The sequence below is a fragment of the Arthrobacter sp. I3 genome, from assembly GCF_000520575.1.
Taxonomy (GTDB): domain Bacteria; phylum Actinomycetota; class Actinomycetes; order Actinomycetales; family Micrococcaceae; genus Arthrobacter; species Arthrobacter humicola_A.
Genome location: NZ_KI914902.1, coordinates 28,884 through 53,211, shown reverse-complemented (window position 1 = coordinate 53,211; position 24,328 = coordinate 28,884). Strand labels below are relative to the sequence as shown.

The window sequence follows — 24,328 nt, the reverse complement described above, 5'->3', positions numbered from 1 at the left end:
CAGTGCCGGGCCGGATTTGATCTTCAGGGCCGGGCGCATAAGCGAACCCGGCTTTGGGAAGTAAGAGGGGCCATTTCTGAATCGGTTCGCGGCACCCTTGGCAGGGTGCCGCGTCGGCGAAAGGTGCAGCCGCTGCGGGCTGTGCGAGCATTGCAGGACGTTGACCAGCGCATATGTGGCACAGCACAACCGCCCCCCGGCGTGTTACGTGACATTGTGAGACCTTCTGGAAACCTTCTGAAAACCTTGAACTTGCTCTTCCAGTAAAGGCGAGTGGCCTATCAGGGCGCCCGAGTAGGCAATACCCGAACCTCAGTGAATGGAATTAATGGCGGTCACAGGTAGTACTCATATTTCTTGTTTCGACTACCCGGATCAGGCTTTCGCAAGGCGAACGGGGGCGTGCTGCCCTGCCGGGAACGGTTAACTGAAAAGGGCTGGGCGGCAATCATTAAACAACCGTGATTCCCTATCAGCATTCGGCAATAAATGCGGCGCCTCTTCGGCTTTTTTCTTTTGGCGTCCCGCACCCGCAGCTGTTGTGGGCTCCCGGTCAGGCCGGGCGCAACCGGCCCAGGGCCGAACGATTGTCTGCCGGCCCCTCGGTGACGGACCCCTGGGTGGTCAGTTCGATGGCCCGCTCGACGACGGCGGGCAGGCCGCCGGCCCGGAACGGGCCGCGCTGCAGCTGGGAACCAGTGCCCTCTGCAAGAATCCGTTCGACGCCCTCGCGCGCCAGCTCCAGCTCGCCCTGTTCCTCAAGCACCGGGGCCACGAAGTCCACGAGCGCCCTGACCACGTCCGCGGCCGGGGCCGGGGTGAAGGTTCCGAAGTCCAGGAGCTCCCCGCGCAGTCCGCAATTGCTGGCCTGCCAGGCGGCCATCCGCAGCAGCAGCGTGGGCACCGGGGCGGGATCGACGCCGTCGTTCCATTCCCGCGCGGCCGACTCCACGAGGGCGCGCACCAGCACGGCAATCAAGGCAGCATCCTCGGCCCGCAGGCAAACATCCGCGACCCGGATCTCCACGGTGGGATGCTGCCGGGCCAGCCGTGCGTCGAAATAGACCATCCCCTCATCCATCAGGACGCCGCTTTCGACCAGTCGGGTGACCACGCGGCGGTAGACGGGCAGGCTGCCGAAGATCATCGTGGGACCCGAGCCCGGCCACCGGTTCCAGGCCTGGGTGCGGTAGCTTTCGAATCCGGTCTCGGCCCCGTTCCAGTAGGGGGAATTCGCGCTGAGTGCTATCAGCACGGCCAGCTTGTCACGGATCCGGTCCATTACCGCCACGCCCTCCTCCGGGGACTCCACAAAGGTGTGGACGTGGAGGCCGCAGGTCAGCTGGTTCCGGACGGTGAGCCCGAAGCGCTGCTGCATGGTCATATAGCGCGGATTCGGGGTCAGGTGGGTGGCTGAGCCTTGGGGCGACGTGGCGAGGGCCGCGACGCGCCCGCCGTGCGCCCGGGCCGCCTGGTCCGCAAGGGACCGGCCACGCCTGAGCTGCCGGAGCAGTTCCGTGTATTCCAGGCACGGATGCGTCTGGGTCTCGATCTGTTCGAGCTTGAGCTCGTAGCTGAAGTCGGCGCCTTCGTGGACCGGTTTCTGTGCCGGGAGAACCCTGGCGGCTTCCTGCTGCGGCGGCACCAGACCCGGCAGCATGAGGTCAGCGAGGGCAAGCAGCATCCCCGATTCGGGGTCCACTATCAGCAGTTCTTCCTCCACGCCGAAGGTGCGCATGAATCTATTGTGCGTCAGGATCCGCCGAAACGCCCCACACCAACGCGGGGCTCAGTCTTGGAAATACTCGATCTTCGCCCCGATGGTGTTCAGCCGCTCGGCCAGGTCCTCATAGCCGCGTTCAATGACATAGATGTTCCGCAGCTCCGAGACGCCACGGGCCGCCAGCATGGCAAGCAGCAGGCAGGCGGCGGGGCGGAGGGCAGGCGGGCAGCCCACCTCGGCCGCCCGCCACTTGCTGGGCCCGTTGACGTAAATGCGGTGCGGATCGAGCAGCTGGACCTGGGCGCCGAGCTTGTTGAGCTCGGTCAGGTAGATGGCCCGGTTCTCGTAGACCCAGTCATGGATCATGGTCTGGCCGTGGGCGTTGGCGGCGATCACCGCGAAGAAGGGCAGGTTGTCGATGTTCAGCCCGGGGAAGGGCATGGGGTGGATCTTGTCCTCCGGCGCCCGCAGCTCCGAAGGCTTGGTGGTGACGTCCACCAGGCGGGTTCGGCCGTTGCGGGCAAAGTACTCCCCGGAAACCTCGAGCCGCTGGCCCATCTGCTCGAGCGTGGCGAGTTCGATTTCCATGAATTCGATCGGGACACGGCGGATGGTGACTTCCGAGTTCGTCACGATGCCGGCGGTGATGAGGCTCATCGCCTCGATGGGGTCCTCGGACGGGAAGTATTCGATGTCGGCGTCGATCGACGGCCGGCCGGTGATCTTCAGCGTGGTGGTGCCAACCCCAGCGATGTCCACGCCGAGCATCTGCAGGTAGAAGCACAGATCCTGCACCATGTAGTTCGGGCTGGCATTGCGGATGATGGTGGTGCCACGGCGGTGGGCTGCGGCCATGATGGCGTTCTCGGTGACGGTGTCGCCGCGTTCGCTGAGCACGAAGGAGCGGTCGTGACCGTCCGACGGCGGCGCCTGCACCGCGTAGAACCCGGATTTCGCCTCCACGCTAAGGCCGAACTGGCGCAGTGCCTGCATGTGCGGCTGCACGGTGCGGGTGCCGAGGTCGCAGCCGCCGGCGTAGGGCAGCCGGTAGGTGTCGGCCTCGTCCAGCAGCGGGCCCAGGAGCATGATGACGCTGCGGGTCCGGCGGGCCGCCTCCACATCCATGGAGGCCAGGTCCAGGACGGCGGGGCGGCGGATCTGGAGGTCGTTCGCGTTGAGCCAGGTGCACTCGACGCCGATGCTGGTCAGCACCTCCACGATCCGGTTGACTTCCTCGATCCGGGCAAGCCTGCGCAGCGTGGTGGTGCCGCGGTTGATGAGGCTGGCGCACAACAGCGCGACGCCGGCATTCTTGCTGCTGTTGACGTCCACCGCGCCGGCGAGGGTGCGGCCGCCCTCGACGCGCAGGTGGGTCATCTGGGGCCGGCCCACCTTGACGATGCTGTGCCCGACGATCGCCTCCAGGCGCTGGATCATCTTCAGGCTCAGGTTCTGCTTGCCTTGTTCCATCCGGGCGATGGCGCTCTGGCTGGTGCCCAGCTCGGCCGCGAGTTGCCCCTGGGTCCAGCCCTTGGCGCCGCGCGCCTCGCGGAGCAGGATGCCTACGTGTTCAGCAGTCGGTTGAGTCATGCTCCCGAAAATATCACGCATGATTTATAAACCACGGCAATTCCGGCCGGAATGGCGTCAATCTCACACGGATACCCACGCCATGCGATAACCGGCGGCGCCGGTCTACTGGCGGGTGAGGAAGACGAGGTTCCAGGTGCCCGCGCCGAGGGCCGCGGCGACGGCGGCGGCTGCGATGCCGAGCCCGCCCAGCAGCACCCAGGCATCGAGTCCGCTGAACGTTGAGGGCCGGGCCCAGGTCCGGGCGGCACCGCCGAACCCGCGGGCCTCCATGGTCACCGCGAGCCGCGAGGCGCTCCGGATCGCCTGCACCAGCAGGCCGAAACTCTGGCCCAGCGTGGCGCGGAACCGCTGATAGGGGTTGCCGCTCGAGCCCACGCCGCGGGCCCGCCGGGCCATGCCGATGGTCTGCCATTGCTCGGCCATGATTCCGACGAGCCGCATCGCGGCCAGGGTGCCCAGGACGAACCGGTGCGGCAGTTTCGCGTTCTGGGCCAGGGCGTCGGCCAGATCCGTGGGGTCGGTGCAGCTCATCAGCAGCACCGCGGGCAAGGCGATCGCGAGTCCGCGGAGCATGAAGCCGATCCCCAACTGCAGGGAACCGGCGCTGATGGACCAGATCCCCGCATCGAGCAGGACGGGTCCGGAATCGGGCGCCAGGATGGCCGTGCTCCAGCCGCCCAGCGCCGCGGCGAGGATCAGCGGCCAGCCGCGCTGCCACAGCACGGCCACAGTCAGGCCCGCCAGCGGCAGGAGCAGCAGTTCGAACGCCAGCGCCACCGACGCCGACACCCAGTCAATGGAGAGCGCCAGGACCAGGGTGATCAGGGTGACCGCCGTGAACTTGGCGAGCGGGTTGGCTCGGGTCAGCAGCGCATGGTTGCCGCGCAGGCTCAGTGCGTCCCTCATGGCGAAGCTCCCTCCGGCAGCTGAAGATCCGGGCCGGGCGCGTCCGCGGCGGCGGTTTCCCGTGGCCGGAGGCGGAGTTCGGCGCCACCGAGGACGGCGCTGAATTCGGCGTCATGCGTCACGGACACGACGGCGGTGCCGGCGTCGAGGAGCTCGGAGAGGAACGAGGCGAGTTCGGCCCAGGTATTGGCATCCTGGCCGAAGGTGGGCTCGTCCAGGACCAGCACCTGGGGGTGCGCCGCCAGCACAGTGGCTACCGAAAGGCGTCGCTTCTCGCCGCCGGAGAGCGTGTAGGGGTTGGCGTCCACAAGCTCCGTCAGCCGCAGCCGCTCCAGCAGTTCGTCCACGCGGTCTTCGCCGTAGCCGAGGTGGCGCGGCCCGAACATGAGCTCGTCGAGGACCTTGCCGGTGACGAACTGGTGCTCGGGTTCCTGGAAGACGGTTCCGATCCTGGCGATCAGCTGCTGGGCCTTCCACCGGTAGGGATCGGGTCCGGCGCTGTCGCGTACGCGGCCACTGGAGTGACCGGTGGCGGGACTGCTCAGCTCCGCCGTGGCCGAGATTGTTCCCGCGACGGGCCGCAGGAGACCGGCCATTGTCAGCGCCAGGGTGGACTTTCCCGTGCCGTTCTGGCCGGTGATGGTCAGCGCCTCGCCGGCGCGGACCCGGACGGAGAGCCCGGACTGGACCGGACGCGGCGCGATGGTGCGGAAGCCGTCGCGCAGCCCGGCCCGCCGCGGCCGTTCGCGGGACACCGCGAGCGCGTCGGCCGTGAGCAGAGTCTGTCCCGCGCCCCGCGCCGGTGTCCGCATCCGCGTCGCCGGGACGTAGCCCGGCACCCAGACGCCCGCACCGATGAGCATGTCCCGCGCCTCGGCCAGGACCCGGTCCGGCGGTCCGTCAATCAAGACCGCGGAGTCCGTGGCGGACCCTGGCTGCAGCACCACGATCCTGTCCACCAGATCTTTCCAGACCCCCACCCGGTGCTCCACGACCACCAGCGTGGCGCCCGTCTTGTCCAGGCAGCGGCCCACGGCGTCGCGGACCTCCAGGACGCCCGCGGGGTCGAGGTTGGCGGTCGGCTCGTCGAGCAGCAGCAGCCCTGGCCGCATCGCGAGGATCCCGGCGAGCGCCAGCCGTTGCTTTTGTCCGCCGGAGAGGGCCGCCGTCGGGTGGTCCAGCGGCAGCTGTCCCAGCCCGACGTCGTCGAGGGCCTCGCGCACGCGCGGCCAGATCTCCGCCGCCGGGACGGCGAGGTTCTCCGCCCCGAAGGCGACGTCGTCGCCGAGGCGGGAGAGCACCACCTGCGTTTCCGGGTCCTGCTGCACCAGCCCGGCGCGGCCGCGCTGCGCCCGTGGCGCGGCGCCGTCGATCAGGAGGCTGCCGGTCTCGTCTGTGTTCTCGGCGTCGCCGGGGTCGCCGGGGTCACCGGGGTCACCGGAGGCGCCGGACGCGCCGTCGCCCAGCACGCCGGCCAGGGCGTGGAGCAGCGTCGACTTGCCGGCGCCGGAGGGCCCCAGCAGGAGCACGCGCTCCCCCGGCTGGATGTCCAGGTCAAGGCCGCTGACCGCGGGCCTGGTCCGTCCGGCATGCCGCCAGCCCCAGCCGCGGGCCGTGACGGCGGCCGGCCGGACGCCCGGTGAAGATCTCATGATTCTCTGCAGGATTCAGCGACGGGGCTCAGGAAAAGACGGGCTCCGTGGCGGCCTTGCGGGAGGCAAAGGAGCCCAGCACTCCGGTCTTCGCCAGGCCGCGGGTGGCGAGCCAGGCCAGTCCGCCGGCAATCACTGCGCCGGAGATCGTGGTGAAGACGATGTAGGCGAGCTTGTCGCCGGCTTCGTAGGCGATGTTCCAGCCCCACGGCAGGAAGGAATCGTTCAGGCCGCAGAAGAGGCCCGCGCCGGCGCCGGCCAGCACGGAGACGGGCAGGTTGAACTTCTTGTAGAGGAAGGCCGCGAAGACCAGTTCGGCGCCGAGGCCCTGCAGGATGCCGGAGATCAGCACCGTGGTGCCGTACTGCGAACCCATGATGAGCTCGCCGGTGGCCGCGACGGTTTCGCAGAAGAGCGCGGCGCCCGGCTTGCGGATGATGAGCATGCCCAGCACCGCCGGGATCATCCAGCCGCCGGCGTAGAGTCCGCTCAACGGCGGGTAGACCGCGTTGACCGGAGTCGAGATCAGGTTCGCGCCCTGGGACCAGGCCCAGAAAATGACGCCGCCGGCAACAGCGATCAACGCGGCCACCACAATGTCCACCACACGCCAGCTGTAGTTGCGCCGGGCGGATGAACGGCTGGCGGAACCATGCTGTGCTGAAATATCTGTCATGTCGTCCTCCTGAGGAACAGGAGGGGAGGGTGCGCCGGCCGGTCTCGGCTTCCGCCGCCCTCCGCGCACCCTGAGAACTCGACTCCCTTGCGCCGGTACTAACCGGATCAGGTTCGAGGGTCTGCGGCTGTCCGCACTCTCAGCGCCCACCAAAGGTTTCCCCGGATTGTTCCGGCGATGCCCGACGGCGGCGCTCCCCTGTCGTAATTATTTTCGCCCTTGTGGGCTGGCTCAGTTTACACCCGGACGGCCGGGTTTTCAGTGGTGTGCCGTCACAATCGCGGAGCGGACGGCGGCAGTCCCGGCGGCCCGGAAAACCCTCTTGGTAGAGTCGTCGTGCCGGACCCCCGGACCCGCCAGCGGGCGGCCTCGTCACCCACCGGAAAGCTGGAATATTTTGTCGCACACACCGGTCACCCAAGATCCCTCCGGGGAATACGATCCCGACTCCAGCGAGCCGCAGCCGCAGGGTTCCCTGGCGGCGCTCATCGGCCGCGTGCTGGCCGAGATAGAGGCGCTCCAGTTCGCGTCGTTCAGCAAGGATGACGCCCTGGACCTCGGGCTCCTCCTTGTCGAGCTGGGCAGGCAACGCTCGCTGCCCATCGCCGTCGACATCACCAAAGGCCAGCAGGTGCTCTTCCACGCCGCACTGGACGGCGCCACACCGGACAATGAGCGCTGGATCAACGCCAAGAAGCGCACCGCCATGCGGTACGAGGTCCCGTCCCTGCTGGTCGGCCTCCGGGCCCGCGCCGCCGGCGGAAGGATCGAGGACAACGCCTGGTGGGATCAGTCGGAGTTCGCCGCCCACGGCGGGGCGTTCCCCATTTACGTGCGCGGCACGGGCGCCGTCGCCGTCGTCACCGTCTCCGGCCTGCCCCAGAAGGCGGATCACGAACTCGTGGTCGAGGCCCTGCGGATGGTCCTCACCCCGGAACGCTAGGCTAGGGGAAAACCGTTCCCGTCCCAAGGAGACCGAAGAATGAACATCCTCATCAAGCTGCTCGGCACCGGCGTCAGCCTCCTGGCCGGCTTTGCCGGCACCAAGCTGGTGGACACCTTGTGGGAAAAGTCCACGGGCAACAAGCCGCCCAAGGGCCAGGAGGACGACGTCCCCACCACCCTGCGTTCGGCCCTGACGTTCGCCCTGATCTCCGCATCGGTCAGCGCCATCATCCAGGTGCTCGCCAACCGCGGCACCCAGCGCGCGATCACCCGCTTCGCCAAGACCCAGGACGTCGTCTGACCTGACCCGACCAGCCGCGGCGCCCGCCGCGGCAGTCGAAGGCCCCGGCCGCGTCCGTCGACGTGCCGGCCGGGTCCGCCGGGCCCGGTCGGGGGCTCAGCGGTCGTCGTCGTCCGCTCCGTGCGTGGCCGCCTGCTGGGCGGCCTTCTGGACTACCGCCTCGAGCTCGTCGGAGCTCAGCAGCTCCGGGTGCAGGTGCTTGGTCCGGTAGCCGGCCCGGCCCACCATGTGGGCGGACACGGGGACGGTGAGCAGCTGGAAGAGCCAGGCCACCAGCAGGACGGGCCACACCGACCAGGTCCGCATCTGCAGGCCGAGGGCCGCCAGCAGCAGGAACAGGCCGAGGACCTGCGGTTTGGTGGCCGCGTGCATCCTGCTCATGAGGTCCGGGAAGCGCAGCAGCCCGATGGCGGCCGCGAGGGACATCAGGGCTCCGGTCACCATGAACACGGCGGAGACGGCGTCGATCACTGTGTCAGGATTCACGGACGCCCTCCCGCCTGTCGGCCACGAACCGGGCGACGGTGACCGAGCCGACGAAGCCGATCAGGGAAATCGCAACGAGCAGCATCAGGTTGTTCAGGTGCCGGTTGGCGGCCATGTCGATGCACAGGGCCGCGCCGAAGATGGCCAGCAGCACGTCGGCGGCCAGAACCCGGTCCAGCAGCGAGGGCCCCCGCGCGATCCGGACGATCGCCCCCGCGGCGGCCAGGGACAATACGACGGCGGTGACCGTCAGGACGGTCTGCATCATGCGGCGGTCTCCTGTGTCAGGGCGGAAAGTTCGGCTTTGGTCCCCATGATCCGGATCAGCCCGGCCTCGGTGTCCCGGACCTCTTTGCGCAGCTTGGCCGCGTCCTCGGCATTGCGGACGTTGATGCCGTGGATGTAGAGCGTGGACGTCGACCTGTCCACCTCCACCACGAGGGACCCGGGAATCAGCGAGATCACGTGCCCGGTGGCCGTGACCAGGAGGTCCGAATGGCTGCGAAGCGGCACGGCTACGACCGCGCTGACCACGTTGGGGCCGCGGACCACGGCCAGGTACAGGACCTGGAAGCTTGCCGCGACGACTTTTCCGAGGAAGATGAGGGCGAACGGCACGGCGCGGAGCACGTTGAAGCGGCCGCCGAGTTCCACCGGGGGCAGATAAAAAATGCGCGCCACGAGCACCGCGATGAGGGCGCCGAAGAGGAGATTGCCCGGGCTGAAGTTCTGCCAGAGCGCGCCCCAGACAAAGACGAGCCAGACCAGCAGCGGCAGTTCCTGGCGCAGCGAGATCCTTTTCCGGTTCATTTCCCGCCGCCCTCCCGGACCTGCGCCGGATGGAGCGACGGAGGCACCGGCGGCACGGGCGCGTCCGGGCCGAGCACGGCCTGGATATAGGAGGTCCGGTCCAGCATCTCCTGGGCGGACTGGTCGGCCACCCTGAACAGCGGCCCGGCAAAGACCGTCAGGGCCACGCCAAAGACCACCAGGCCCAGGGTGGAGCCCACCATGGTGCGGGGCAGCAGGGTCACATTCGTCTTGCCGGCCCGGTCACCCGTGGCGGAGTCGGCCGGCGCTGCCAGGAGCACCGGATCCGGGTGTTCGGCGTCCCCGGGCTTGCGCCAGAACGCCCGGTTCCAGACCCTCGCGATCGCCAACAGGGTCAGCAGGCTCGTCAGCACGCCGCCGATCACCAGGGCGTAGGCCAGCGGCGTCCCCAGTTCCACGCCTGCCTGAAGCAGCCCCAACTTGCCCAGGAAACCCGAGAACGGCGGGATTCCGGCGAGGTTCATGGCGGGAATGAAGAACAGGACCCCCAAGACCGGGGAGAGCTTGGCCAGTCCCGCCACACGGTCCATGGACGAGCTGCCGCCACGGCGTTCAATCAGGCCGGTCACCAGGAACAGGCTGGTCTGGACAGTGATGTGGTGGGCCACGTAGAACACCGCGGCGCCCAGGCCGGCCACGGTGGACATGGCCAGGCCGAACACCATGTAGCCAATATGGCTGACCAGGGTGAAGGACAGGAGCCTCTTGATGTCACTTTGGGCCAGGGCGCCGAGGATGCCCACCACCATGGTCAGCAGCGCCGCGACCATGAGCGGGGCGTTGAGCGCATCCCCCGGGAAAAGCAGCGTTTCCGTGCGGACCATCGCATAGACGCCCACCTTGGTCAGCAGCCCGGCAAACACCGCGGTGACCGGGGCCGGGGCGGTGGGGTAGGAGTCAGGGAGCCAGAAGGACAGCGGGAAGACGGCGGCCTTGATGCCGAAGGCCACCAGCAGCATGACGTGCAGCAGCGTCCGGGTGCCCTGGTCGAGGTCGCCGAGCTTGATGGCGAGGTCCGCCATGTTGATAGTTCCGGTGGCGCCGTAGATCATGGCGATCGCGATCAGGAACAGCACTGAGGACACGACGGAGACCACCACGTAGGTCACGCCGGCCCGGATGCGCGGGCCTGTCCCGCCGAGGGTGATGAGCACGTAGCTGGCCGTCAGCAGGATCTCGAAGCCGACGTAGAGGTTGAAGAGGTCTCCGGTGAGGAAGGCGTTGGACACCCCGGCCACGAGGATCAGGTAGGTCGGGTGGAAGATCGAGACCGGCGCGTCGCGGTCGCCGTCGGCCATGCCCTGTCCCGTTGCGTAGATCAGCACCGCAAGGCTCACGGCCGAGGACACCACGAGCATGAGGGAGGAGAACTGGTCCACCACCAGCACGACGCCCCAGGGCGGCAGCCAGCCGCCGATGTTCACCGCGGCCGTCCCGCCATCCCAGACGGAGGCCAGCAGCCAGCATTCCAGCAGCAGTGTCAGCGTCAGCACGGCGATGCTGACCGCGCGCTGGACCCGGGGGTGATGGATGAGCAGGAAGGTCAGGGCGGCGCCCAGGATGGGGAGTACGACGGCGAGCGGGGCAAGGCTGGTGATGTTCACTCTCCGCCTCCTTCCGGGCTGGGGTCAACGTTGAGGGAGCCGGGCTGTTCTTCAGAGGCGGCCTTGTCGGCCCGCACGGCGCGGTCACCGGACATGACCGTGGCCAGCGGGAACTCCGACGTCTCGACCGGGATCACGGAGTCATCCTCGGCATCGAAGCTCGGCGTTTCCGCGACGCGGCGGTCCTCGGCGTCGTCCTGGATTTCATCCTGGCGGGCCAGGACCCAGGTGCGGTAGATGATGCCCAGCATGAACGCCGTGACGGCGAAGGAGATCACGATCGAGGTCAGGATCAGGGCCTGCGGCAGGGGGTCGTTGTAGTCCCCCGCCGCGGTGTCCTTGTCGAAGAGCGGCGCCAGCCCGGCGTAGCCGCCGGTGGCGAGGATCAGCAGGTTCGTGGCGTTGGCCAGCAGCATGAGGCCCAGCAGGACCCGGGTGAGGCTGCGTTCAAGGAGCAGGTAGATGCCACAGGCGTAGAGGGCGCCCATGACCGTCAGCAGGGTCAGGTTGACGCTCATGTTCTCCCCTTGGCAGTGGTTTCCGCGTCGGCGGACTCGTCGGCGGACCCGGCGGGGACCCCGCCCGGGAATCCTCCGCTGTCCTGGTCTTCGGCGGCCCTCTCTTCGGTCGTCTCGGGTTGCTCTTCGAAGTGCTCGTCGATCTCCGCGCCGAGGCTGCGCAGCACATCCAGGGCCAGTCCGACGACAACGACGTAGACACCGATGTCGAAAATGGTCGAGGTGACGAACTTGATGTCGCCGAAGACGGGCAGCCACAGCTCCACGATGGCGCTCTGGAACACTTCGCCGCCCAGCAGCAGCGGCGTCATTCCGGCGGCAGCCGCCGTGGCCAGTCCGATCCCCAGCAGGGTGCCGGCGCCGACGGGTGTCGCTTCGCGCAGTTCGAAGCGGCCGCCGGCCAGGTAGCGGATGGTCAGGGCGAGGCCGGCCGTGAGGCCGCCGGCGAAGCCGCCGCCGGGCAGGTTGTGGCCGGCGAGGAGCAGATAGATGGAGAACACGATCATCGAGTGGAAGATGAGGCGCGTGACCACCTCGAAAATGATCGAGCGGCGTTCGGGTGCCAGGGTCCGGCCGGCCACCAGCCAGGCGTCGCGAGTGGCGGCAGCGAACCGCCGGTTCATCGCCAGGGCGGCGTCTTCCCTGGTGCTGCCCCTGACCCCGGTCCGCCGGCCCACGGTCCCTTCCGCGACGCTCGCGGATGTCCGGATGCGGTCGCCGCGGCCGCGAACGAAGATGAGGCTTGCCACGCCGGTGGCGGCCAGGGCCAGGACCGAGATCTCGCCAAAGGTGTCCCAGGCCCGGATGTCCACCAGGGTCACGTTGACGACGTTGAGGCCGCCGCCGCCCTCATAGGCCAGTTGCGGGAACTGCAGGGAGACCGGCGGCGCCACCCGGGCGCCGAGGGCGTGGATGGCCACGAAAATCATGGTGACGCCGAATGCCAGGCCGATCACCACGCGGATGACCCGGTACTTGCCGCCGGTGCGGTCACGCAGCCCCGGCGGAAGGCTCCGCATGGCCAGCACGAACGCCACCAGGATCATGGTTTCGACCAGCATCTGGGTCAGGGCGAGGTCCGGGGCTCCCTGCAGGGCGAACATCATGGCAATCCCGTAGCCGGTAACGGACACCATCAGGACGGCCAGGAACCGTTTGTTGGCGCGCACCGCGGCCAGCGCCCCGATCACGATTCCGGCGCCGGCCACCAACTGCAGCGGCGAGCCGGGATCGATGACATAGAGACCGGGCGGCAGCGGTTTGTTGGCCAGCAGCAGCGCCGTCAGCGGCAGGACGAACGCCACGGTCAGGATGACGGACAGGTAGAAGAAGAGCGAACCTCGCTGGGTCCGGCCGGTGATCCATACCGCGGTGTCGTCCAGGGCGCCGATCGTCTGCTGGTAGGCACGGTCGCTGTCGATCCAGCCCGGCACCAGCGCCTGCAGCCGGGCCACGGCGTTGCGGCCGTAGAACATGGCCAGGCCCAGGACGAACGTCACTGCGGTCAGGCCGAGGGCCGGGGTGATGCCGTGCCACAGCGCCAGGTGCCCGGGCGGGGCCTCGGAGCCGTGCACAAAAAGCTCCGCGTAGGGCTGGATCCAGGCGTCAACGGTGGCAGGCCACAGCCCGTAAAGGATTGTGAGGAGGCTCAGGATCGCCGGCGCGGCGAGGAACGCCGGTTTGACCGGCTTGAAGGCCGTGGGCTCCACGCCGGGCTTGAGGGCGAAGGCTCCCCACATGAACCTGGCGCTGTAGGCGAAGGTCAGGATGGAGCCCAGGACCACACCGGCCAGGAGCCAGGGTCCGGTCCCGGTCTCCGACTTGTACTGGAGGAAGGCCTCGAACACCGATTCCTTGGCGACGAAGCCGGCCAGCGGGGGCACGCCCGCCATCGAGGCCGCGCCGATCGCCGCGACGACCGCCAGTGCCCTGGCCGATCCGTAGACGCCGGAGAGCTCGCGGATGTCCCGGGTCCCGGACTGGTGGTCGATGATGCCCACCACCAGGAAGAGCGTGGCCTTGAACAGCCCGTGCGCCAGGAGCAGGGCTATTCCGGCGAGTGCCGCGTCGGGAGTGCCGAGGCCCACCACCATGGTCATGAAGCCCAGCTGGCTCACGGTGCCGTAGGCGAGGATGAGCTTGATATCTGTCTGCCGGAGGGCCCGGTAGCCGCCCACCAGCATGGTGGCCAGGCCCAGGCCGAGCACGATCGGCAGCCACGCCGCGGTGTCCGCGAATCCGGGGGCCAGCCGGGCCACAAGGTAGATCCCGGCCTTCACCATGGCCGCGGCGTGCAGGTAGGCGCTCACGGGGGTGGGGGCAGCCATTGCGCCGGGGAGCCAGAAGTGGAACGGCACCAGGGCGGATTTGGTGATCGCACCGATCAGGATGAGGACGACGGCGGCGTTCACGACCCCGCCTGCGGGGCCGGCGACCAGGGCGGGAGCCAGGTCCATGATGGCCTGGATCCGGTAGGTTCCGGCCGTCGAACCGAGCATGATGAGCCCCACGAGCATGGCCAGGCCGCCGGCGGTGGTCACCACGAGTGCCTGCAACGCCGAGCGCCGCGCGGACAGCCGGGTGCGGGCGTAGCCGATCAGCAGGTAGGACAGCACCGTGGTCAGTTCCCAGAAGATGAACAGCAGCAGAAGGTCATCAGCGGTAACGAGGCCGAACATCGCCCCGGCAAAGGCCAGGAGCTGGGCGCCGAAACCGCCGAGGTAGTCGTCCTTGTCCTTGAAGTAGCGGGCGCAATAGACCAGCACCAGCGCACCCACCCCCAGCACCAGCAGGGACATGATCCAGGCCAGGGCATCCATCCGGAACGCGAGTTCGAGCTGCAAGCCGGGAATCCAGGGGATGACTTCGGTAATCGCCCCGTCAGAACCTGAATAGACTGTGCCTGAATAGACTTCGTCGTGCTGCAGCAGCAGCCAGATAAAGGAGGCCGCGGGGACCGCGGCCAGGGCAATGAACGAATTCCTGCCAAACTTTCGGAACAGCAGCGGGGCCACAGCAGCCACCGCAAAGTGCACGGCAAGGACTGTGATCACTGGTATCTCCGCAACGTCAGAAAGTCGATTGTCAGCAAGTTGGAGCAGGCGGGTCATTTGTTAGGTTCGGTGCCGTCAGTTTACCAAGCGTGTACAAATTCTTTTGGCCGGGACACCGGCCGCTGAACAATTCGACGCAAATGTGAAGCCGGGGTTAAACCCCGGCTGGCAAAACCCCCTCCCGCTCCCCCTCGGAGGACGCCCTGGGCGGCTACGATTCTGGCTATGAACACTGCCGCCGCCCCAGAGGCCATGCGCCCCTCGGAACTGGAATCGGGAAGTCCCGTCCCGCACCGGGGCCGGATCCTCGCGTGGGCCTCGTGGGACTGGGGTTCGTCAGCCTTCAACGCCGTCATGACAACATTCGTTTTCACCGTCTACCTGACCTCCAGGGCATTCGGCGGGGAGGACCAGGCCTCGGCAGTCCTGGGCGCCGCGCTGGCCGTCGCCGGCGTGGCCGTTGCCCTCCTGGCCCCGGTCACCGGGCAGCGCTCGGACACGGGCGGCCGGCGGAAGCTGTGGCTGGGGGTCAACACGGCCGCCGTCGTCGTCCTGACCGGGCTGTGCTTCTTTGTCTTCCCGCGGCCGGACTTCCTGATCCTGGGCGTCACGCTCATAGCGCTGGGCAACGTCTTCTTCGAGTTTGCCGGTGTCAACTACAACGCCATGCTCACCCAGATCTCCACCCCGCGGAACATCGGCAAAGTGAGCGGCTTCGGCTGGGGCATGGGGTATCTCGGCGGCATCGTGGCGCTGCTGATTGTGCTCCAGCTTTTTGTCCAGCCCAGCGTGCACTGGTTTGGCGCCTCCACCGCGGACAGCCTCAACATACGGCTGGTGGCGGTGTTTTCCGCCCTGTGGTTCCTCGTCTTTGCCCTGCCCGTGCTGTTCGCAGTCCCGGAGCTGCCGCGCTCTGACCGGGGCGCCGGACTGGGGTTCCTCGCCTCCTACGGCCTGCTCGTCCGGCGCATCCAGGCGATCTACCGGACCAGTCCGCACACTATCTACTTCCTCCTCGCGAGCGCCATCTTCCGGGACGGGCTGGCAGCTGTCTTCACCTTCGGCGGGGTGATCGCGGCCGGCACCTTTGGCTTCGAGCTCAAGGACGTCATCTTCTTCGCGATCTTCGGAAATGTCGTGGCGGCCGCCGGCGCCGTCCTCGGCGGCTTCCTGGATGACAGGATCGGGCCGAAGACCGTGATTATCGCGTCCCTCGCCGGCCTGCTGGTCGCGGGTACCGCGATCCTGGTCCTCGGCAACGGCAGTTACACGTTCTTTGGCATGGCCTGGGCCGGGACCACCACGTTCTGGGTCTTCGGCCTGCTGCTGTGCCTCTTCGTGGGGCCGGCCCAGTCGTCCTCCCGCGCCTACCTCGCCAGGCTCGCCCCGCACGGCGAATCCGGCGAGCTCTTCGGCCTCTACGCCACCACGGGCCGGGCCGTCAGCTTCCTCGCCCCCGCGCTCTTCACGCTGTGCATCGCCGTCGCCGCACCCTTCGTAGCGGAGGGCCAGGCCCAGCGCTGGGGCATCCTCGGCATCATGGTGGTGCTGCTCGTGGGCCTGCTCGTGCTCCTGCCGGTCAAGGCCCCCGACCAGACCGAAATCGCGGTGGTCCCCGAGTCCTGAGGCGGCCGAATCACCGGTTCGCGCACTAGGCTGAGGGTATGAACGTGGATGAGACGGACCTCCCCGGCCTCGGCCGGCGCAAGGACTTCATGACTGCCTCCGGACGCCGGATCGGCGTTGTCGAATACCGCGAGGGCCAGACGGAACTCATCGTCTCGACCTGGGACGATCCTGATACCTGCCAGGCCTCTGTCCCGCTGACTGCTGATGAGGCCGCCGCCCTGGGCAACCTCCTGGGCGGCCAGCGCATCGCCATGCAGCTCTCGGAAGCGCACCGGGAAATCCCGGGTATTGTCACGCGCCAGTTTTCGATCAGCGCTGAGTCACCCTTCCAGAACCAGCCGATGGGGAAGGCGTGCATCCGGACCCGCAGCGGTGTCTCGATCGTGGCCATCATGCGCGAAGGCGAGGTCGTGCCCTCCCCGGGACCCGACGTCGTCCTTCACCCCGGTGACCTCCTCGTTGCGGTGGGTACGCAAGAAGGCCTGGACACGGCGGCCGGCATCCTGCGCAACGGATAAGCCGGATGGATCCGCTCGCGCTGACCCTGATCGAGCTGGGGGCCGTCGTCTTCTGCCTCGGCCTGCTGGCCAGATTGGCCGGGCGGATCGGCATGTCCCCCATCCCGCTCTATCTGGTGGGCGGGCTGTTCTTCGGGGCCGGGGGCCTGGTCAAGCTCGAAGGCATGCACGAGTTCGCGCACCTTTCCGGCGAGATCGGCGTGATTCTCCTGCTTCTCATGCTTGGGCTGGAATATACGGCGTCCGAGCTCGTCACCGGCCTGCGGCGGTCCTGGCAGGCCGGCGTCCTGGACCTGCTGCTCAATTTCCTGCCCGGTGCCGGGCTCGCGGTGATGCTGGGATGGGGCGTCGTGGGGGCCATGGTGATGGGCGGCGTCACCTACATTTCATCCTCCGGGATCGCCGCCAAGGTCATCACGGATCTCGGCCGCATCGGCAACCGGGAAACCCCGGTTGTCCTGTCCATCCTGGTGTTCGAGGACCTCGCCATGGCCGTGTACCTGCCGGTCCTGACCGCCACGCTGGCCGGCGTCAGCATCCTGCTGGGGCTGCAGACGGTGGGGATCTCCCTGGCCGTCGTCAGCCTGGTCCTGGTGGTGGCCCTGCGGCACGGACACCACGTGTCCAAGGCCGTGCACAGCGAAAACTCCGAGGTTTTCCTGCTCAACCTGCTGGGCGCGGCACTTCTGGTCGCGGGGCTCGCGGCCGCCATGCAGGTTTCCGCGGCAGTGGGCGCCTTCATGCTCGGCATCGCGATTTCCGGCGCCACGGCCCACAGCGCCACCCGCGTCCTGGAACCGCTCCGTGACCTCTTCGCGGCCATCTTCTTTGTGGTTTTTGGCCTCAACACCGACCCCCGGTCCATCCCCCCGGTCCTGGGCTGGGCCCTGCTGCTGGCCCTGGTGACGGCAGCCACCAAGGTGGTCACCGGGTACTGGGCGGCTAAGCGGGCCGGGATTGGCATTCCCGGCCGCTACCGCGCGGGCGCGGCCCTGATCGCACGCGGCGAGTTCTCGATTGTCATCGCCGGCCTGGCCGTTGCCTCCGGCGTGGTGCCCGCGGATCTGGCGGCCCTCGCCACCGCGTACGTTCTGATCATGGCGATTGTGGGGCCGCTGGCCGCCCGCTTTGTGGAGCCGCTGGTCCGGCTCCTGCGCCGTCCCGCACGGCGGCCCGCGTTCCGGACCTCGGGCCCGGCGTAACGCTGCCGCCCTGCGACACGGCGCTTACTGCGTGGCCGGGAGGCTGGCTTGGCTGCCTGGCGCGGCCGTCTGGCCTGGCAGCCGTCCCGCCTAGATGTTGGTGAGGTGGAAATTCAGGTGGCTGCGGCTGGCCGTGGGCCCGCGCTGGCCCTGGTAGCGGTTGCCGTATTCCCCCGAACCGTACGGGTGCTCCGCGGCCGAGGACAGCCGGAAGAAGCACAGCTGGCCGATCTTCATGCCGGGCCAGAGCTTGATGGGCAGCGTGGCCATGTTGGACAGTTCCAGCGTGACGTGGCCGGAGAATCCGGGATCGATGAAACCCGCCGTCGAGTGCGTCAGCAGGCCGAGCCGGCCGAGCGAGGACTTGCCCTCGAGGCGGGCCGCGATGTCATCCGGCAGCGTCACGGTCTCGTACGTGGAGCCAAGGACGAACTCCCCCGGGTGCAGGATGAACGGCTCGCCGGACTCAACTTCCACCAGTCGGGTCAGCTCGGGCTGCTCCTCGGCCGGGTCAATGTGGGCGTATTTGTGGTTGTCGAACAGCCGGAAGAACTTGTCGATCCTGACGTCCACCGAGGACGGCTGGACCATGTCGGGGTCGAAGGGTTCGAGGACAATCCGCTGGGAGTCAATTTCGGTTCGAATGTCGCGGTCAGAGATCAGCACAGGTTCAAAAATACCGCACGGCGCCCTGCCCGGCTTCACGGACGGGTGCAGCCGCCAAGTGTTACTCCACCGGACCGTCTATTCCGTGGCGGGCATATTTTCGAGGAGGGACTTGAGCCGCTCGAGTTGGCCGACCTCGGCCTTCATCCGCCGGCGGAAGGGGTTAGTCAGGCGGACCATGAACCCCCGGGGCTCGTAGTTCAGGGCGAATCGGACGCGGGTGCTGGGACCCTCGGTGCTCAGGTAGTAGCCGCCGTGCGGCCGGGCCGGCCCGACGATGACCTGGTACTGGATCTCCGCCCCCGTCCGGGCTTCGACGATTTCGAAGTCCGCGGCCACGGGTCGTCCGCCCGGTCCGGCGACCGTCTGCCGGTACACGGCACCTTTGGCGCCGGCGGCACCGGAGTGTAGTTCCACGCTCCGGACCCCCTCCCGCCAGAGTGGCAGGTGGCCCGGGTCCAGGAGGAAGTTGTACACGCTCATGGCGTCACGGTGGATGACGACGTCGTACTCTGCGAATGCCACGAAAATCCTTGCTTGGCGGACGGCAATGGGCGTAGCCCGCTTCCCCCACAGCGCAGCTAACCAATTCAGGATATTCGCCCGGGCCGTCAGTGCCGCGGCGGCTCCAGGTCCTTTACCGAAGAGTTACGGGGCAGTCATCATCAGGTTTCCACACTCGCGAACTTGCCGCGGCGAACGTGGGCGGGCCGGAAGGAACCGTCGTCGCGGTTCTCGACCGGAGGGATGCGATCGGGATGTTCGGCGCCGTATCCGGCAACGTACGCCGTGTTGGCGTCGGGGCCCCGACGGGGGATCCTGTTTTGGACGACGCCGAGAATGTTGGCGTCGACAAAATTGAGCTGATCGATTGCCTTGGCCAGGCTGTGTTGGCTCACCCTCTTCGTTCCGACCACCAGCAACACGCTGTCGGTGCTTTTGGTCAGCACACTGGCGTCCGTGACGGGGAGGATGGGCGGGGAATCGACGATGATCACGTCGAACTTTTTCTGCAACTCCTCCAGGAGACGGCTCATGGCTGCTGAACCGAGCAGTTCACTGGGATTGGGCGGCAGAGGACCCGAGGCCAGCAGCGCCAACCCGTCGTCGGACCAGTACTGGATGCTGTCGTCGAGGCTGGACGTTCCGACAAGGACAGTGGTGAGTCCGATTCCCCCCTCGATTCCAGTCGCTGAAGCAACTGAAGGAAGACGAAGATCCGCATCCACGAGGATGACCTTCTGGCCGCCCTTGGCGATAGTGACGGCAAGGTTCAGCGCGACCGTGCTCTTCCCCTCCCCCGCTGACGCGGAAGTAACAACGATCGAGCGCATCGGCCGGTTCACGCCTGCGAACTGGAGGTTCGTTCGAAGCTTGCGGAACGCCTCCGCGCCCGAACCGCCCAGGACCGCGGGAGGGGCCCCTGGCAGACGGCCGGCAGTCTGTTCAGTGATTCCTGCCAAGAGCGGCAGATCAGTCATCTTGCGCAAATCCGATTCCGTCCGGATGTTGCGGTCCAGGACATGGCGCAATACGGCCGCCGCGATTCCGGCTGCGAGCCCGTACAAAAGGCCCAGGCCGAGGTCCAGCTTCGCGTTGGGACTCGACGGCTCGGTCGGCGTGGTGGCGTGGTCCACCGGGCTGAGCCGAACCGGTGTCGGCGTTCCGTTCGTGGGCCGCTCCAGGTCAGCGACAGCCGTGATGAGGCTGGCAGCGACGGCGTTGGCGATGTCGGCGCTCCGCTGGGCGGAGCCGTCCCTGGCTTCGATTTCGATGATCACCGTATTGCGCGCGGTGGATGTCTTGATCTTGGCGGCCAAGGCTTCCGGGGTCATGCCGAGCTTGAGCTTGTCGATGACGGGTTGGAGCACGGTCGGTTTCGAGGTGACGTCCACATATGATTGGACGCGCGCCAGTGCGAAGACGCTGCCCTGTTGCAGTTCCGCGGATGTTTCCGAGTTCTGCGTCGAAACGAAAAGGCTCGTCGATGCCGTGTAGGACGTGGGAGTAAGCAGGGATGCCACGCCCGCGAGTATCGTTCCCAGCAACGCCAGGACAGTGATCAGGCGCCAGCTTCGGCGCAATATAAGCAATTGTTCACGGACGTCCATTGCGGGTCCTTTCACAGGCGGTGGTTGCTGCATTCCAGGCGAAGCGGCGCGGTTTCATGCGGCCAGCCAGGTGTAGCATCCATCCGACACGACGCGGGCGGTGCCGGCCGGGATGGTGAAGGCCGACGTACCGTTCGATTGCGCAATCGACCCGCCTGCTGCATCGTAGGCCACCAGTGTGCAGTTCGGAGAGGGATTCCATGCCTCGTACTTACCTGCGGAGATTGAACCACCGCCTTCCTTGGGCGCTGCCGCACCGATGGTGAAGTCGCCGTCGGTGAAGCCTCGGCGCGCGGCATCGAGCTCAGGCTGGAGCCCGGGACAGAGATCATTAATGGCAGCGACTACCTCCGCGTCCACCTTCTCGATCAAGTGAGACACCACGGCCTTCTGGTCCGTGGCCTTCACATTTTCCAGTTGGGCGCAGCTTTCCTGTCCGACTTGGAGGACAGCGTTCGGGTCGGTGCCCTGGGGGACCCGTGAAACGAGATACCGCTGCTCGGGAGGCGCAAAGGTGGGCTTGGGTGCAGCCTGCGGGGCTTGCGCCTCGCCGGAGGAGGTGGGGGTGTTAGCAGGTGCCGCTGTCTTGGCTCCCGCGGCGGGAGCCGAGGGGGAAGCCCCCGGAGGAGCGGCCGGAGCCTCAGAAGCTGAGGCGGACGGGGAGGATGAGTTGGCGGACGTGGACGTGGCGTTGGGATTTCCGGGGGAGGTGCAACCGGCGGCTGCGAGGACCGCAGCCGCCAGAAGCACCATTCCCAGGGATTTCGAGAGACCGTTATACATGGGATGTTTTCTTTCGAGAGCTATTTTTACCTAGGGATTCGGCTCGAAGTTCAGGACCAGGGCCGGGCGTTTGGCAGCACTGGCTTCCCGCGAGAAGAACCACATGTTGTCGGTTCCAGCGCTCTGCATCGAGAAGTTGATGTCACCTGCGAGCGCTGCCGAGATTGCGTCCGCGTCGAGCGAAATTGAGTACGACGCGTTCGGTGCCGTCGGACCGGTCAGCGTTCCCAGCAAGGTGCTGCTGGTTTGCGGGCGGTTGTTGTAGGTCGTCGTCGCCTCGGACCAGTCACCGGCCATCGCCACCGTCTGCTGCGGATCGGCGGACCCGGCAAAGGAATCCGCGGTAGTTGAGAACTTCAAGGTCGCCGACACGAGGTGCTGGCCCGCAGGAACCTGCGCGGACGCATTGAACCTCATGTAGGTGATGTAAGCCGACGTACCCCTGGTGGCCAGGGTCGTGAAGGACCCTGTTGCGGTATTCGGCGCTCCCGCGTTCACGTAGGTGTCGGCGGTCGGTGTCAGCGTGAGCGTGACCGGCTGCGGGAGCGGGACCACCGTTGCGGATGCTTCGTTGGACGGGCCGCTGATGTTGCCGGCCTCGTCGGCGGCGAGAACCTGATAGTAGGACGTTCCGGCCGGACGGCCCGCGTCAGTCCAGCTGAGCGTGCTCCCGTTCACCGTGGCGACGAGGCTGGCTGCTGACGGGGTGAACCCGCTGGTATCGGAACGGTGGACCTGGTATGCCGTAACCCCGACGTTGTCGGTGGTTGCGTTCCAGGAAACGGCCACATCACTGGCATGTACCGCGGCCGCAACTCCTGTCACGGCCGCGGGAGCTTGTGTGTCGGGGACCGGCTGTCCGATTCCCTTGCCAATGTTGAAGTGGTCGGTGACCTGCGCTGCCGAAAGTACCGTCGGGTACACGGCGAACTCGTCGATGGAGCCGGCGAAGTAGTTGCTCGAGGGCCGCAACGGCCAGCTGTTCAGCTGGTCTCCGCCAATCTTCCACGAACCCCAGTAGCTTTGCGCTTCAGTCTGGGTCGGCAGCGCGCCGATCTGGGTTCCATCTACGTAAAGCCGCATGCCGTCGCTGCCCTGCGTCGCCACGGCGTGGTGCCAGGCGTTGTCGTTGTAGGGCAGAACCGAGCTAACCGTCCTTGTGCCGTTGACGTAGACACCGTAGATCAGCGTGCCCGCGTTCGTCATGTAGAGGTTCCGGTCGTAACTGCTGCTGAGTCCGGGATTGGTACCGTGCCGGTTGGGCTGGCCACTGCCGAAGCCGAAGATCTTCCCGCCCCGGGTCGTGTTCGTCTTGAACCACACCTCCGCGCTGTAGACGGTGGGCGCATTGCCCCGGTTCTGGCCGTAGGCGAATGCGCTCGTGCCGTTGAACGTCGTCGAGCGGCTGGTGTCATTGGCAATGGCTCCGGTGTCGCCGGCAAATGCCGGTCCGCCATAGCTCAGTTCCAGGTTGTTGCCCGCAGAGCTGTCGGCGCCGACCGTCGGACCGCTGCCGTCAAGCCGCCAGTACGTACTGGCACCTGCCCCAAGGACAGCGGCCGGGTAGGCTGCGGTGTTCCTCGCTGTTGTGACGGCCACCGAGGCCGAGAGCGGGCCGGTGTTGGTGCCGTCAGTCGCCCGGACACGGTAGCTGTACTGCGTTCCGGGTACGGCTGTCTTGTCCGTGAAGGACACCTGGCCGGTCGACCACCACAGCGAGCTGGCATTAACAGTTCCCAGCGGCGTCGTCGAGCCGTTCCGGTAGACGCTGTAGCTCAGCTCCGAGTCATCCTTGTCGAGGCTGGCCCGCCACCGGATCTGGTTTTCGCCGGCCTTGACGCTTTCCGCGCTGACGTTGCTGGGCGAGGACGGTGCCACCGTTCCCGGGCCGGGGCCGAACCTGGTCAGGCCCTGCTGGGCGGTGCCGTTGGTGGTGGTGAATTCGCCGGCGACCCAGAGCATGTCGCCCGAACCCCGGTTCGTGTGGACGATGGCCCTGGGGCCAATGCCCTCACCAATCCCGTCGTTGGTATCAGGGCTCCACCCCAGCTGGGGCGCCGGGGCGTTGACGCTCTGTGCCGTCAGGTGCTGCCGGACGCCGTCTGCCATTTCATTCATGGTCGAGCAGTCGTGCTCGTGGCTGGCGGCGTAGAGGACACCGCCGTAGACGTCCACCGCCTGGGTAGCTCCGAGGCAGGTGTCCCTCCACACCTGGTCGTAGGTGTCAAGGCTGAATCGTGCCCGTCCGTCGAAGACGCCGCCTCCGGTGCCCTCGTTGCCGATGTAGAAGTTCTGCCCGTCGTCAACGATGGACTTTGTAAATGACGTGCGCGAGATGAACGTTGCGCCGTATGCCCTTACGTTCGCCCCGGTGTTCGTATCGACGACGGCGATCGACTGGGATGCCACGCCGTTCACAGTTGCGAAATCGCCACCGAGGACGGCCACGTTGCGGCCGGCGGGGATGTCCAGCGCGCGGGCTGACGCGTTGACGGCCGGTGCCCATGGAAGGAGCGCGCCGTTTGAGTCCATGGCCGCGTAGCGGCTGCGGGCCTCGGTCCCGACCGTTTGGAAGTCGCCACCGAAATAGACGGCGGTGTTCGTGGCGGCGATTGTCCGGACCGTGGCCGAGACGATTGCCGGTCGGAAGGTCGTGTCTACCGTGCAGCCAGGAAGCTTGACGGCAGCGATGCGGGTGGTGTTGACGCCGTTGATGGCCCCAAACAGACCGCCCACATAGAGCCGGCTGCCGTCCGGAGTTACCGCCAGGGCACGAACGGTTGTACCTGTCCCGCCCGTCACGGACAAGGCGCAGGAAGTCGGGTTGCCGGTGAACGCGTCGAAGGCCGCGAAGTTCACCGCATTTCTTGACTGGGCGCTGCCGGCGGCGGTGCCAGGAGGCCGGATCTGGGTGAAAGTTCCGCCGGCGTAGACAACGCCGTTTGACTGGGCCATGGTCCAGGCAACGCCGTTTGTCTGCCAAGTCGGGAGGGCGTTGGCGGAAAACGCAACTCCCGGAGATAGAGCGAGCGCGGAGCTGCTGGTGGCAATTAACGGCGCCACCGCCAGCGCTATGCCCGCTAGAACAGCTGGAATTTTTTGACGCATGGAGTCCCCCCCGGTTACGTAAT

At 67.2% G+C, this 24,328-nt stretch carries 21 protein-coding genes and 1 riboswitch; of the genes, 5 read left to right on the top strand and 16 right to left on the bottom strand.

What is annotated here, in order from left to right:
* Positions 1–553: 553 nt before the first annotated feature.
* The 5 genes from Y706_RS0102965 to Y706_RS0102945 form a co-directional block, all read right to left on the bottom strand.
* Positions 554–1,738: a glutamate--cysteine ligase 2 gene (locus Y706_RS0102965; RefSeq protein ID WP_043434415.1), complete on the bottom strand. Its 1,185-nt coding sequence runs from the start codon at positions 1,736–1,738 to the stop codon at positions 554–556.
* A 51-nt stretch (positions 1,739–1,789) separates the two neighbouring features.
* Positions 1,790–3,313: a UDP-N-acetylglucosamine 1-carboxyvinyltransferase gene (locus Y706_RS0102960; RefSeq protein ID WP_028275394.1), complete on the bottom strand. Its 1,524-nt coding sequence runs from the start codon at positions 3,311–3,313 to the stop codon at positions 1,790–1,792.
* A gap of 105 nt (positions 3,314–3,418) precedes the next feature.
* Positions 3,419–4,222, bottom strand: coding sequence for an energy-coupling factor transporter transmembrane component T family protein (locus Y706_RS0102955; protein WP_028275393.1), 804 nt, complete (start codon positions 4,220–4,222; stop codon positions 3,419–3,421).
* Positions 4,219–5,874, bottom strand: a complete 1,656-nt coding sequence (locus tag Y706_RS0102950; RefSeq protein ID WP_028275392.1) for an ABC transporter ATP-binding protein — start codon at positions 5,872–5,874, stop codon at positions 4,219–4,221. The genes Y706_RS0102955 and Y706_RS0102950 overlap by 4 nt, the downstream gene beginning before the upstream one ends.
* A gap of 28 nt (positions 5,875–5,902) precedes the next feature.
* The gene (locus Y706_RS0102945) at positions 5,903–6,550 is read right to left on the bottom strand and encodes an ECF transporter S component (protein ID WP_028275391.1); all 648 of its coding nucleotides are present in this window, start codon (positions 6,548–6,550) and stop codon (positions 5,903–5,905) included.
* A 66-nt stretch (positions 6,551–6,616) separates the two neighbouring features.
* Positions 6,617–6,760, bottom strand: a riboswitch (TPP riboswitch).
* A gap of 187 nt (positions 6,761–6,947) precedes the next feature.
* Here Y706_RS0102945 and Y706_RS0102940 point away from each other — a divergent pair.
* The gene (locus tag Y706_RS0102940) at positions 6,948–7,493 is read left to right on the top strand and encodes a heme-degrading domain-containing protein (RefSeq protein ID WP_028275390.1); all 546 of its coding nucleotides are present in this window, start codon (positions 6,948–6,950) and stop codon (positions 7,491–7,493) included.
* Positions 7,494–7,532: 39 nt separating this feature from the next.
* Positions 7,533–7,796 carry a DUF4235 domain-containing protein gene (locus Y706_RS0102935; protein ID WP_028275389.1) on the top strand — a complete coding sequence of 88 codons (264 nt, stop codon included), beginning with the start codon at positions 7,533–7,535 and terminating at the stop codon, positions 7,794–7,796.
* Between the two features lie 96 nt (positions 7,797–7,892).
* On the opposite strand, the gene mnhG is transcribed toward Y706_RS0102935, so the two are convergent.
* From mnhG to Y706_RS0102905, 6 genes are read right to left on the bottom strand one after another with little or no spacing between them, the layout of a single operon-like run.
* Positions 7,893–8,282 carry a monovalent cation/H(+) antiporter subunit G gene (gene mnhG / locus Y706_RS0102930; protein WP_275450871.1) on the bottom strand — a complete coding sequence of 130 codons (390 nt, stop codon included), beginning with the start codon at positions 8,280–8,282 and terminating at the stop codon, positions 7,893–7,895.
* Complete coding sequence (locus tag Y706_RS0102925; RefSeq protein WP_018774043.1) at positions 8,272–8,550, bottom strand: MrpF/PhaF family protein; 279 nt, start codon at positions 8,548–8,550, stop codon at positions 8,272–8,274. Before Y706_RS0102925 ends, mnhG begins: the two co-directional genes overlap by 11 nt.
* On the bottom strand, positions 8,547–9,092 hold the full coding sequence (locus Y706_RS0102920) for a Na+/H+ antiporter subunit E (RefSeq protein ID WP_028275387.1): 546 nt from the start codon (positions 9,090–9,092) through the stop codon (positions 8,547–8,549). The genes Y706_RS0102925 and Y706_RS0102920 overlap by 4 nt, the downstream gene beginning before the upstream one ends.
* Positions 9,089–10,717 carry a Na+/H+ antiporter subunit D gene (locus Y706_RS0102915; RefSeq protein ID WP_028275386.1) on the bottom strand — a complete coding sequence of 543 codons (1,629 nt, stop codon included), beginning with the start codon at positions 10,715–10,717 and terminating at the stop codon, positions 9,089–9,091. The genes Y706_RS0102920 and Y706_RS0102915 overlap by 4 nt, the downstream gene beginning before the upstream one ends.
* Complete coding sequence (locus tag Y706_RS0102910; RefSeq protein ID WP_028275385.1) at positions 10,714–11,235, bottom strand: Na(+)/H(+) antiporter subunit C; 522 nt, start codon at positions 11,233–11,235, stop codon at positions 10,714–10,716. The genes Y706_RS0102915 and Y706_RS0102910 overlap by 4 nt, the downstream gene beginning before the upstream one ends.
* Entirely contained in the window at positions 11,232–14,288 is a 3,057-nt protein-coding gene (locus Y706_RS0102905; protein ID WP_028275384.1) for a Na+/H+ antiporter subunit A, read from the bottom strand. The genes Y706_RS0102910 and Y706_RS0102905 overlap by 4 nt, the downstream gene beginning before the upstream one ends.
* Positions 14,289–14,513: 225 nt before the next feature.
* On the opposite strand from Y706_RS0102905, the gene Y706_RS0102900 reads away from it, so the two are divergent.
* The 3 genes from Y706_RS0102900 to Y706_RS0102890 are packed head-to-tail and all read left to right on the top strand — an operon-like array spanning position 14,514 to position 17,637.
* Positions 14,514–15,914 (top strand): MFS transporter, encoded by a 1,401-nt coding sequence (locus tag Y706_RS0102900; RefSeq protein WP_028275383.1) that lies wholly within the window; start codon positions 14,514–14,516, stop codon positions 15,912–15,914.
* 38 nt (positions 15,915–15,952) lie between these two features.
* Positions 15,953–16,435: a cation:proton antiporter regulatory subunit gene (locus Y706_RS0102895; protein WP_028275382.1), complete on the top strand. Its 483-nt coding sequence runs from the start codon at positions 15,953–15,955 to the stop codon at positions 16,433–16,435.
* A gap of 5 nt (positions 16,436–16,440) precedes the next feature.
* Positions 16,441–17,637 (top strand): cation:proton antiporter, encoded by a 1,197-nt coding sequence (locus tag Y706_RS0102890; RefSeq protein WP_028275381.1) that lies wholly within the window; start codon positions 16,441–16,443, stop codon positions 17,635–17,637.
* A 90-nt stretch (positions 17,638–17,727) separates the two neighbouring features.
* Here Y706_RS0102890 and dcd read toward each other — a convergent pair whose 3' ends face one another.
* The 5 genes from dcd to Y706_RS0102865 all read right to left on the bottom strand — a co-directional run bounded on the left by dcd (position 17,728) and on the right by Y706_RS0102865 (position 24,152).
* Positions 17,728–18,303, bottom strand: a complete 576-nt coding sequence (gene dcd / locus Y706_RS0102885) for a dCTP deaminase (protein ID WP_026538211.1) — start codon at positions 18,301–18,303, stop codon at positions 17,728–17,730.
* 78 nt (positions 18,304–18,381) lie between these two features.
* The gene (locus Y706_RS0102880) at positions 18,382–18,828 is read right to left on the bottom strand and encodes an SRPBCC family protein (RefSeq protein ID WP_028275380.1); all 447 of its coding nucleotides are present in this window, start codon (positions 18,826–18,828) and stop codon (positions 18,382–18,384) included.
* Positions 18,829–18,968: 140 nt separating this feature from the next.
* Positions 18,969–20,414, bottom strand: a complete 1,446-nt coding sequence (locus tag Y706_RS23300) for a tyrosine-protein kinase domain-containing protein (RefSeq protein ID WP_052354991.1) — start codon at positions 20,412–20,414, stop codon at positions 18,969–18,971.
* 54 nt (positions 20,415–20,468) lie between these two features.
* Complete coding sequence (locus Y706_RS29090; RefSeq protein ID WP_162159056.1) at positions 20,469–20,822, bottom strand: hypothetical protein; 354 nt, start codon at positions 20,820–20,822, stop codon at positions 20,469–20,471.
* A gap of 405 nt (positions 20,823–21,227) precedes the next feature.
* Entirely contained in the window at positions 21,228–24,152 is a 2,925-nt protein-coding gene (locus Y706_RS0102865) for a DNRLRE domain-containing protein (RefSeq protein WP_216699098.1), read from the bottom strand.
* Positions 24,153–24,328: the final 176 nt, after the last annotated feature.